Below are 11,293 nucleotides of genomic sequence, written 5' to 3'. Positions count from 1 at the left end.
TTCCTTATTGTGATAGGTGGATCCATGTCCGAAATGCTGCGCTCACAGACTGGTTATCAGTGCCAATATCCTTCAAACACCCACGCTTAAATCTGCCCCCCCACTCCTTTAAATTTCTCAATGAATGCGACGATTTTCTGGAAAACGGACTGCTTTTTCGTTTTATATTGAGGATTTAATGGGCTGAGTTTTGGTAACGTCTCGTTTAGCTCAGTGCCATTTTCGGTGGCATACTCGCGTTTCAGTGACGTACGGATATAGCGTTTGGCAGCCTCTTCATTCAGGTTTTCTTCTTTTATCAATGCGTCTGCCTCACGCTGCTGCTCGCGCTGAGCAAAAGCGAAGAACGCATCAATAATCCCGGCCTTATCTGGCAGTTCATCCAGGTTCGTCTGCTGAATAAAATCAATGACTAGCCCTTCTTTTGCTCGGTTGCCCAGGCTTGAGCGGATAAGACGTCTGACTTCTTCAGTCAGCCCGTCTTTGCTCTTGTTCTGTTTGTTGTGCTCGAATATCAGACCGAGGATATAATCCAGGTTAATCTCTTGAGACTTCAGCAAATCTACCTCAAACACCACATCATCCCAGTCGGTGGTTGAGTCATCTTTATCATTCGCTGCCTTTTCGCGCCGCTGCCAGTCGCGGATGTCATTGTAGGCTGAACGGTAGTCCTGAAGCTTGCGTTCGGCAGGAAGGCGAATGGTCTGTAAATCAGCGAGCTTCTGATCATCGAGATAATGCTCGGCCTTAAAGGCTTCGAGTGCCTCCGGGTTGCTGGTATCGACCTTCTGGAGCGCTTTTAGCGTGGCAAATTCGTCATAGTTTTGCAGAATATTTTCGGCTCTCAGATACTCACCAAACAGCTTCACGAAGGATTTTCTCTCTTTCTCGCTGTCAATATTCGCCGGGTCTGGGAACCGGTGCTCAAGTTCTGAGACCACCGCCATAAAACCACGTTTCGCTTCACCGGTGACGATATCGTTAAAGCCTTCCATGTACTCTGCGTAGCTCTTTTCCAGCACCACGTTTTTGGTATTTTTATCACCAAACAGCGTGATAGCGTCAATCGTCGCGTGTTCCAGATTACGGAAGGTCACGATATTGCCGAAGGTTTTGGTGGCATCATAAATGCGGTTGGTACGTGAGAATGCCTGCATCAGGCCGTGATAGCGCAGATTCTTATCCACAAACAGGGTATTCAGAGTTGGGGCATCGAAGCCGGTTAAGAACATGCCCACGACAATTAACAGGTCAATATCCTGATTCTTCACTCGCTGCGCTAAATCACGATAATAGTTCTGGAAGCCATTGCTGTCGGTACTGAAATTGGTTTTGAAATGACGGTTATAGTCGTCAATCGCCGCATCAAGAAATTCTTTGGCGCTGCTGTTCATGGCACTGACATCGAAACTTTCATCGGTAATGTCGCCGACCGCATTCTGTTCTTCGTTCGCTGCGAATGAATAGATAGTCGCTACCCTAAGTGGCTTACGGGCGTCAGTATGATTGTCTGGCCCCTGCTGTAACTGCTTAAAGGTTTCATAATAGGCTTTAGCCGCATCCACACTGCTGACCGCAAACATGGCATTGAACCCTCTCGCCCCAGGGAAAGTACGATGGGTTTTCTGACGGTAATTGGCAAGAATATAGCGGGTAATTTCCTCAATACGGCGCGGATGTAAAAACGCCTGATTGTTTTCAGCTGCCGTGAGTTTCTTGTCGTCAGTTTCATTTTCAAGCGCCTTAAACTGCGGGCGGACATCGTTATAATCCACCTTGAACTTCAGCACCTTCTCATCACGAATTGCATCCGTAATTACGTAAGAATGCAGTTCGCGGCCAAACACGCTGGCGGTGGTTTCTGCGCCTAATGCGTTTTGTGGGAAAATGGGGGTACCGGTGAAGCCAAACTGATAGAAGCGTTTGAATTTCTTCTTCAGATTCTTCTGGGCCTCACCGAACTGGCTGCGGTGGCACTCATCGAAAATGAAGACGACCTGCTGCTGATAGACCGGTAAGTCAGCTTCCGCTTTCATCAGGTTATTCAGCTTCTGAATGGTGGTGACGATAATTTTGTTATCGTCTTTATCCAGATTCCTTTTGAGGCCTGCAGTATTGTCAGAACCATTAACACTGTCCGGGGAGAAGCGCTGATACTCCTTCATGGTCTGGAAATCGAGGTCTTTACGGTCGACCACAAAGAAGACTTTATCAATGAAGTCCAGTTCGGTCGCCAGACGTGCGGCTTTAAAGCTGGTCAGGGTTTTACCTGAGCCGGTGGTGTGCCAGATAAAACCGCCACTTTCTGGGGTTGACCAGTTTTTGGCTTTATAGGAGCTGTTAATTTTCCATAAAATCCGTTCGGTGGCGGCAATCTGATATGGGCGCATCACCAGCAGCGTCTGGCTGCTGTCAAACACGCTGTAGTCAAACAATACATTGAGCAAAGTGTGCTTCTGGAAAAAAGTGGCAGTAAAGTCCTTTAGATCTTTAATCAGCGTGTTATCGGACTTCGCCCAGTTCATGGTGAAGTCGAAACTGTTCTTATCCCGCTTTGTTGTATTGGCAAAGTAGCGGGTATCGGTGCCGTTGGAAATGACAAACAGTTGCAGGTATTTAAACAGGGAGTTGTCACCGTTAAAGCTTTCCTTGCTGTAACGGTGTATCTGATTAAAGGCTTCACGAATTGCCACACCGCGTTTTTTCAGTTCGATTTGTACTAGTGGCAGGCCATTGACTAGGATGGTGACATCGTAGCGATTGGCATGCGTGCCGATTTGCTCGAACTGTTTGATCACCTGCACTTTATTGCGCATGAGATTCTTTTTATCGATCAGGTAGATATTTTCCAGCCGCCCATCATCAAACGTGAAGTCGCAGATATAGTCGATATGAATTTTGCGGGTCTTATCGAGGGAGCTGTCGATAGGACTGTCCAGATACAGCTCACTGAAGCGTCGCCACTCGCTTTCGTTAAATAACACACCATTGAGGCTCTGAAGCTGTTCCCGCACATTGGTCAGCATCGCGGTCTGTGATTTAACGGAAATAAACTCATAGCCCTGATTGCGAAGATCCTGAATTACCTCACGTTCCAGGTCTGCCTCACTCTGATAACTGTTTCCCGTTTCCTGAGCTTTGGAGTATTTATCGAGGACTATAAAGTTGTTGGATTCAGCAATGGTATTATATTCAGTCATTTATTGCCTCCTGCTTTCTGAAACCATAAGTTTGAGTCAAAAAGTTAACTAGCGCCTCCAATTTCTCCTTGTCTATATCCTCAATAGCCGCAATTTCTTCACCCGCATGAGCCGAGTGACTTGATAAGTTAAGGATTCTGTTGGCAAAGGAGTCCGGCTTGCCATCAGCTGTTTTAGGTAATAACGCAGGCCAATGATTATAACCCAGAAAAGTTGCCATCTTTTCCAGTACATTCCGGATAAAACTAAAATGATACTTTCTAATTTGGTCGTTTTTTATTGCATCTTGAATTTCAGATAAAAGATATAGGTGGTAAGAAAACGGTGAGTCGGTTCCTTGCTCTAATATCTGATACAGACCATCTGCCTGCTTTTCTAGGCGGTATTTCTTAAATGCTTTGTTTGCGTTATAAGTGAGAATGTACGTCCCATCAGCTTGTTTTTCGTAAGCTTTGTTACCTAATTCATTATACAGGACATTATAAAACAATGGGTTATGTGTTGTGATAACAAATTTAAGATCGGACTTGCTCGACTTTATTAAATCTGCCAAGTTGACGGCTAGCTCAATTAGGTGACTGTCATCCAAAGAGCTCACAGGGTCATCAATAAATACATACTCCAACTTATCAAATTCATTTGTTATACGGTTAGTGGCATCAGTTTCGTTTAGAGTAGATACTACTTGTTCCAATAAAGTATATATGATACTCCAAACAAAATTGCTCTCTTCACCTTTAGATATTTTTATTTTTTCGTATTGCCCCTGAACTGAGGTAAGATCATCTTCCGTTATTTTACCTGAAACTTCAGGTGCTGTAGGATTGCTTTTAGTTACTTGGAAAGTAACCTCAGAATAAGCTGGGATAGTAACAATTATATCATTATTATTATGATCCTTGCTGTTGCTTTCATATTCCTGATTAAATGTCGGCGTGGCTTTACTACTCGTATAACGCTGAAAATTGGTAATGATATTACTATCCTCTCCCAATTCTTGTAGTAATGTAATTAACCACCCAGTAAATGTATTAGGTTGGATTTTTAGTTTGGGATCAGCATCAGCATCTAAATCGTTATCCCAATAAAATAAATCTTCGGTAAAAGCACTGTAATAAAGAATTTTACTTCGAGGAGATTCAACCTCAGCACCATCCTGATCATCAATGTTTTTAGGGGCAACAAGCTGTTTGAACTCACGTGATAGACGAGTTTTTCCTGTACCATTAAAAGCATATATTAGTTGCACTTTTTTATTAAAATTAATTAGCTCTTGGGCTATCTGTGCCAGCGTTTTACTCATTTCAAGCACCCCCCTTAGCATTTGATTTCGAGAAACTAAACAGTAAATCACGATAGTATTCGTACTGCTTCTGGCGTAACTCTATCTCTCGGGGCAAGCCTTCGCTGATTGAGTTTGTCAATGCATCGAATTTATCGAGGATTGAAACGATCCTCTCTTTTTCTTCAAGTGACGGATTTGGGATACGGATACTCTCTAAGTTTTTCTTATTCAGCTTAGGTTGGGCGGCACCTGAAATATAGGGTGTTAAGTCAATATTATTCAGATAATACTCAATGTATTTTCTCTCTGCATAAGTATCGAATTTAAGCACGTGAGCATGATTGTTTACCCAAGTCTTACCACTGATGCTGAATGCTATCGGCGTATTACGAGCCAACAAGTTTGCACCATCTTCCGAAATGAGCAGAAAGTCACCATCGAAAATGTAGTCTTTAACGTAATCGACAATACCTGAGGCTCCGTAATATGGAATGTTTCCTGCTTCCCGCAGGCCACTAGTGACTGGCTTCCTTTTGGAGTCGATATTCTCTGCCAATTCTCCCAACGTCTGCCATTTAATTTTATCCTCATCAAAACTCAGCAACTGATCGCGATAGTGACCGTACAGTTTTTTACGTACAGTAAGCTCAGTTGTAAGCTCAGTTGTAAGTGCAGTAAATTTATCCAGAATAGTGACGATCCGCTTTTGCTCGTTGACGGGAGGAAGTGGAATTTCCAATTTAGCTAAATCTGACTTATTAACAGCAGGTACTCCACCTTCTTTTTTTAACCCCAATAAAAGTTCGCTTTTTGACTGAAGAAAATAGAAAAGGAATTTGTTGATTAAAACTTTGTCATCTATAGTTCTCATTTTGTAGCACAAGGGCCCTAACCAAAATGGTGTCTTTTGGTATCCAACAAAACCAATCCCACCTTGACCTCGCGAAGGTGTCGTCACAGTATCACCATCGCAATTGCTTAAGGCTGTGTATCCGGACCTTGTAGTTCCAGCATTGATATAATCAAACTCTGCTTCACAACTAAGTATTTCTGGCGGTTTTTGTCCTGTATTAATCTCTGCTATATTCCCAAGAGCCTTCCATTTAACCTCAGCCCCATCCAGAAACTGTTCCATATAGTTCAACTCGCTCATGCCTGTGCCTCACGGTCTTCAATTTCGGCCACAATCGCATCGATGTCTTTACGTAACTGGTCGATTTTGCTGACAGTGGTTTTTAGTTCAGCATTCAGTTCAGTTATATCAACGATTTCACGGGTATCTTTAGCCTCGATATAGATACTGACTGAGAGGTTATAGTCATTGGCGGCAACAGTCTCAAACGATACAGACTTCGCCATATGGTCTATATCATCCTTACTGTCAAAGGCATGTATGATTTGTTTGATATGGGTATCGGTCAGGATATTGTTGTTAGTTTCTTTTTTGAACATACCGCTGGCATCAATAAATTGCACACTGGTATCGGTCTTGTGCTTTGATAGCACCAGTATGTTAACGGCAATAGTGGTGCCGAAGAACAGATTTGGAGCGAGTGAAATCACCGTCTCAACATAGTTGTTATCGATCAGATACTGGCGGATTTTCTGCTCTGCGCCGCCACGGTAGAAAATGCCTGGGAAGCAGACGATCGCCGCACGGCCTTTGGCGGACAGGTAGTTCAGCGCATGCAGCACAAACGCAAAGTCGGCTTTAGATTTCGGTGCCAGCACGCCTGCCGGAGCAAAACGCTCATCGTTAATCAGCGTTGGGTCATCACTGCCAATCCACTTCACCGAATACGGTGGGTTAGAGACAATTGCATCAAAGGGTTTTTCATCACCGAAATACGGCTCAGTCAGCGTATTCCCCAGCTTAATATCAAATTTGTCGTAGTTAATGTTGTGCAGAAACATGTTCATACGAGCAAGGTTAAACGTCGTATGGTTTATCTCCTGACCAAAGAAACCTTCTTCAATGATATGATTATCGAAATGTTTTTTCGCCTGTAACAGCAGTGAGCCGGAACCTGCCGCCGGGTCGTAGATTTTATTGACGTGGGTCTGACCGTGCATTGCCAGTTGGGCAATTAGCTTAGATACATGCTGTGGCGTGAAGAATTCACCGCCTGACTTACCGGCATTTGCCGCATAGTTAGAAATCAGAAACTCATACGCATCACCGAAAAGATCTATCTGATGGTCGTTAAAGTCACCGAGCTTTAGCCCTTCAACGCCTTTTAGCACGGCGGCAAGACGGGTGTTTTTATCTTTGACGGTGTTCCCCAAACGGTTGCTGGTGGTATCAAAATCGGCAAACAGACCTTTGATGTCAGCTTCAGACGGATAACCGTAGGCTGAGCTTTCAATAGCGACGAAGATACTGTTTAAATCGGCGTTCAGCCTATCGTTGGTATTCGCTTTAGCGGCAACATTGCAGAACAGCTGGCTCGGGTAAATGAAATAGCCTTTGGTTTTGATAGCATCATCTTTGATGTCATCGGTAATGATGCTGTCATCCAGAGCAGCATAGTGGACGCTATCATCACCGGCCTCAATGTAGCTGGAAAAGTTTTCGCTGATAAAGCGATAGAAGAGCGCACCAAGGACGTATTGTTTGAAATCCCAACCATCAACCGACCCCCGGACATCGTTGGCAATTGCCCAGATTTGACGGTGTAGTTCTGCACGTTGTTGAAGACTAGTCATTTTTATCCTGTTATCGATTCTTGGTTACGGCTATTGATGCGATTTTATCGCAATTTGTTCTTATCGACTGTATCTATAATCAAGTTAGATAATGCCTTTTTCCGGTATGCGGCTTCGCAGGCTCTGAAAGGTTCTACCAATTCCCACACCTGTGTGCATTAAAAAAATCTTCGGATATATATCATTTTTCTGAACATACTCGATTAACGGTAGAACCTCACGGTTCTGCCGTTTTTGTTTTATTTTTCATAGGAGTAGTGATGAACAATTCTGAAGGTCTGCAGCCGCTGCAGAACTCACTTTCTGGCTTGCCTCAATGGATGTCTGAACGCATTCTGTACCAGATAAGTCAATTAGCCAGCTACGAGCCAATGATCGGTATTATGGGCAAAACCGGAGCGGGAAAATCGTCATTATGTAATGCCCTGTTTGCCGGTGAGGTATCGCCGGTCAGCGATGTGGTGGCATGTACCCGTGAACCCCTGCGCTTTCGTTTTCAGGTTGGAGGGAGGTTTATGACACTGGTAGATTTGCCTGGAGTCGGGGAAAGTGGCGCACGTGATACCGAATATGCTGCTCTTTACCGTGAACAGCTTCCTCGCCTCGACTTGGTACTGTGGTTGATCAAGGCTGATGACCGGGCGCTGGCAGTGGATGAGCACTTTTATTACGAGGTGATTGGCGAGGCATACCGGCATAAGGTGCTGTTTGTTATCAGCCAGTCGGACAAGGCTGAGCCCACCAGCAGAGGAGAACGATTATCCACAGAACAGAAACAAAACATCAGCCGTAAAATCTGCCTGTTGCATGAGTTGTTCCAGCCCGTGCATCCGGTGTGTGCCGTGTCGGTCCGTCTGCTGTGGGGGCTGCGGGTGATGGCAGAGCGGATGATTCGCAGCCTTCCCCGTGAGGCCAGTAGCCCCGTGGCGGTACAACTCAGTGCGCCGCTTCGTACCGATGCTGTTAATAAAAAAGCCTGTGACGATTTCGGTGAAACGGTTGGTTCGGTGCTCGACACAGTAAGTTCCATGCCGCTGATACCAGCCCCGATCCGGGCAATCATTCAGGCTACACGTGACACAGTGGTATCGGTAGCTCGTGCTGTCTGGAGTTTCTTCTTCTGAATTTTCTTCAACTCTTTGCTATTCCCTGAACTCTGTCGCCTGTGCGACAGAGCTTTCCTTTATTTAATTTCTGTAAGGAGTCTGCTTATGACCCGTCTGGCTTCGCGCTTTGGCGCAGCTAATGTCATCCGTCGTGATCGCCCTTTAACTCGTGAAGAGTTGTTTCGCGCGGTACCGAGTGTTTTTAGCGAGAATAAACACGAATCCCGCAGCGAGCGATACACCTACATTCCGACCATTACTCTTCTCGACAGCCTGCAACGTGAAGGCTTTCAGCCGTTCTTTGCCTGTCAGACTCGGGTTCGTGACCCGGAACGTCGCGAGCATACCAAGCACATGTTGCGCCTGCGCCGTGAAGGACAAATCACCGGCAAGCAGGTGCCGGAAATCATTCTGCTGAATTCCCACGATGGCTCCAGTTCTTACCAGATGCTGCCAGGGTTGTTTCGCCAGGTTTGCCAGAATGGGCTGATTTGTGGAGAGACGTTTGGCGAGGTGCGTGTGCCGCACAAAGGAGATGTCGTGAGACAGGTGATTGAGGGAGCGTATGAAGTACTGGGGATCTTTGATCGTGTGGAAGAAAAACGTGATGCCATGCAGTCGCTGATACTGCCCCCGCCTGCACAACAGGCTCTGGCACAGGCTGCACTGACGTACCGTTTCGGTGAGGACCACCAGCCGGTAACAGCACCTCAGATACTCTCCCCACGCCGCTGGCAGGATGAGAGCAATGATCTGTGGACCACATACCAGCGTATTCAGGAGAACCTGATTAAGGGCGGGCTCAGTGGACGGAGTGCGAAAGGCGAACGAACGCATACCCGTGCAGTGCGCGGTATTGACGGTGATGTGAAGCTTAACCGTGCACTGTGGGTGATGACGGAAGCGATGCTCTCCGGATTTGAGGCAAACGGATGTTAACTCCGGCAGTATGTGGACACCTCCTGTCCGTTCGCTGATTGATTTCCAAGCAGTTTTTCCTCAAAAAGACTATGCAGCCGCATTCTGATTGCATTCATCCTGCAGAAAAAATACCGCTTCCGATGTCCGTATCCTGTCCTGCCCTCTCGTTACACTAATCACTTAATTTTCAGTCCATTAACAGGGTGGAGAACGCCTCTCATGTCTCAGTCTGAGCGCCGCCATGAGCGCCTTGCGGTCCGCCTGTCGCTGATTATCAGCCGTCTTGTGGCGGGTGAAACGCTGGCCATACAGACACTGGCCGCCGAATTTGGTGTGTCAGTGCGCACATTGCGTCGGGATTTTCGCGAGCGTCTGGCGTATCTCGACCTGGAGTTCCGTAACGGGCAATGTCGTCTGCTGTCCGGCAGCCGCCAGAGGGAGTTGACGGTGCAGACCTTCGTCCGTCAGTCCGGTGTGGAGGCGCTTTTTCCGGAGATAGACAACCAGCTGGTCAACTCACTATTGAGTGCCAGCGAATCTCCCTGCCTTATCTGGCACAGCACCAACGCCAGAACACAGGCACGGAGTGAGGTTTTTACGCGACTGATTCGCGCCATCACTGAACACCGCCGGGTTACGTTACTGGCAGAAGGTCATCGTTGCACAGGTCTGGCCCCCTATCGACTGGTGTGCAGCGATGGCTGCTGGTACCTGACCGGTGAACATGAAGGACATATATCGGTTTTCACGCTGGGTGATATTCATACGGTCACATTCAATCCGGCGCTTTTTGTCCCAGATACACAGCTACGTAATCTGTTGTCACACCCCGATTTTCTTCGGGTTTTACCTCACTTTCAGACTTTCCATTCACTTCTCGTTGTCGGTGACAACGGTTTTTCACCCTTTAAGGAGCAAAGATGAAATTACTCACTGCAACCACGCTGGCGCTCAGCCTGTGCGTCGGAACAGTTTTGCCAGTAGCCGCTGAAAATGTCGTGGGTACGGTTAAGGCCTGGCAGTACATGCAGGCAGATGGCTGGAAATCAGCTGATGGTCTGGACAACCATACCCTTAGCAACGCGCTGTATGGTGCCAGAGTGATCGATAATTATCCCTAGACTCAGAAATTCCTGCTACGTCAGGGATACAATGGAGGCTATTTTCTGGCCGATAAAAATACTAAAACGGTACGCAAACTGGCGCTCAAAACAGCCAGTGGCTCTTCCTCCGATTTGACATCTGTCTACAAGGGCGAGGGAAAGGCATGTGGTTTCGTTCTGATTGATACACAGGCTGCATTGCTTGACGAGGCACAGCAGCGAGCAAGTGGAACTGATGACCCGGCAGAGACAGTGCGAGTAGCCCGGATAAAATTTAAACCAAACACTCTGATGATCGTGCCTGATAACTGCGTCAATCCCAAACAACAGGCCGCGCTGGAGGCTAAGCGTTCTCAAAAAGACAGGGAGCTGCAGCAATGGGTGGCAAAGCAGAGTATGGCTGAACTCTGCCGCCGAACCGGTAACTGTTGAGGATCTGATTACAGATGTTTTAAACCACGCCAGATGGTTTACATGCATATCTGGCGCAATCCGGTTCCCATTTATTCAGGAAGAAGATCATGCTAAAAATAATAATCGCTGTTATCCCTGCTTTCATTCTCTCACTTACTGCCTTCAGTGCCAGTGCCGCTCAGCTTCCGGAAAGTCTGATGGACAAAGACAACCCCGGCCAGGAATACTGGTGCCAGGGGAACGACATCAACACTACCATCTGCTCGTTGACCGATGTCAGCGATGACCGTAAGTTTGCCCTGATTCAGGACCTGCCTGGTCCAGCCTGTGAAGATTTAAGCTTCGGGGTTATTGACCTGGTATTTAACACTGGACTTAACATCTCTTATGACGGTGGTGACTGCAAGGGAGATGTAAAGGCCGGATTTGTGCGTGGCACAAAAGATAATGCCCTGTATGTGAAGATTGTCCGGGGCAGCAAAACTTTGCGCCTATATAAGGTACAGACGGGGTTCTGACTGAATCTGCGTAACAACACTCTCTCAAAACCCCTGACGC

8 protein-coding genes and 1 pseudogene are annotated in these 11,293 nt (G+C 46.6%); 5 read left to right on the top strand and 4 right to left on the bottom strand.

The features are described 5' to 3' along the window. Positions 1–86 precede the first annotated feature (86 nt). From OGX93_RS17295 to OGX93_RS17280, 4 genes are read right to left on the bottom strand one after another with little or no spacing between them, the layout of a single operon-like run. The gene (locus OGX93_RS17295; RefSeq protein ID WP_286448853.1) at positions 87–3,200 is read right to left on the bottom strand and encodes an HsdR family type I site-specific deoxyribonuclease; all 3,114 of its coding nucleotides are present in this window, start codon (positions 3,198–3,200) and stop codon (positions 87–89) included. Continuing rightward, positions 3,193–4,503: an AAA family ATPase gene (locus OGX93_RS17290; protein WP_286448852.1), complete on the bottom strand. Its 1,311-nt coding sequence runs from the start codon at positions 4,501–4,503 to the stop codon at positions 3,193–3,195. Before OGX93_RS17290 ends, OGX93_RS17295 begins: the two co-directional genes overlap by 8 nt. Position 4,504: 1 nt before the next feature. Further along, entirely contained in the window at positions 4,505–5,638 is a 1,134-nt protein-coding gene (locus OGX93_RS17285; protein ID WP_286448850.1) for a restriction endonuclease subunit S, read from the bottom strand. Then, positions 5,635–7,191, bottom strand: a complete 1,557-nt coding sequence (locus OGX93_RS17280) for a type I restriction-modification system subunit M (RefSeq protein WP_286487819.1) — start codon at positions 7,189–7,191, stop codon at positions 5,635–5,637. The genes OGX93_RS17285 and OGX93_RS17280 overlap by 4 nt, the downstream gene beginning before the upstream one ends. Positions 7,192–7,451: 260 nt before the next feature. Between OGX93_RS17280 and OGX93_RS17275 the strand changes: the two genes are divergently transcribed. The 5 genes and pseudogenes from OGX93_RS17275 to OGX93_RS17255 all read left to right on the top strand — a co-directional run bounded on the left by OGX93_RS17275 (position 7,452) and on the right by OGX93_RS17255 (position 11,253). Next, the gene (locus OGX93_RS17275) at positions 7,452–8,315 is read left to right on the top strand and encodes a GTPase family protein (protein ID WP_286448847.1); all 864 of its coding nucleotides are present in this window, start codon (positions 7,452–7,454) and stop codon (positions 8,313–8,315) included. An 87-nt stretch (positions 8,316–8,402) separates the two neighbouring features. Next, on the top strand, positions 8,403–9,236 hold the full coding sequence (locus OGX93_RS17270) for a DUF932 domain-containing protein (protein WP_286448845.1): 834 nt from the start codon (positions 8,403–8,405) through the stop codon (positions 9,234–9,236). Between the two features lie 201 nt (positions 9,237–9,437). Then, complete coding sequence (locus tag OGX93_RS17265) at positions 9,438–10,142, top strand: WYL domain-containing protein (protein ID WP_286448843.1); 705 nt, start codon at positions 9,438–9,440, stop codon at positions 10,140–10,142. Further along, positions 10,139–10,753, top strand: a pseudogene (locus OGX93_RS17260) (hypothetical protein). The gene OGX93_RS17265 and the pseudogene OGX93_RS17260 overlap by 4 nt, the downstream one beginning before the upstream one ends. Positions 10,754–10,842: 89 nt before the next feature. Further along, positions 10,843–11,253: a hypothetical protein gene (locus tag OGX93_RS17255; RefSeq protein ID WP_043082399.1), complete on the top strand. Its 411-nt coding sequence runs from the start codon at positions 10,843–10,845 to the stop codon at positions 11,251–11,253. Positions 11,254–11,293: the final 40 nt, after the last annotated feature.

It is taken from the genome of Citrobacter sp. CK195 (genome assembly GCF_030333365.1).
GTDB lineage: Bacteria > Pseudomonadota > Gammaproteobacteria > Enterobacterales > Enterobacteriaceae > Citrobacter_B > Citrobacter_B koseri.
This window is presented reverse-complemented; position numbering and strand designations above follow the sequence as displayed.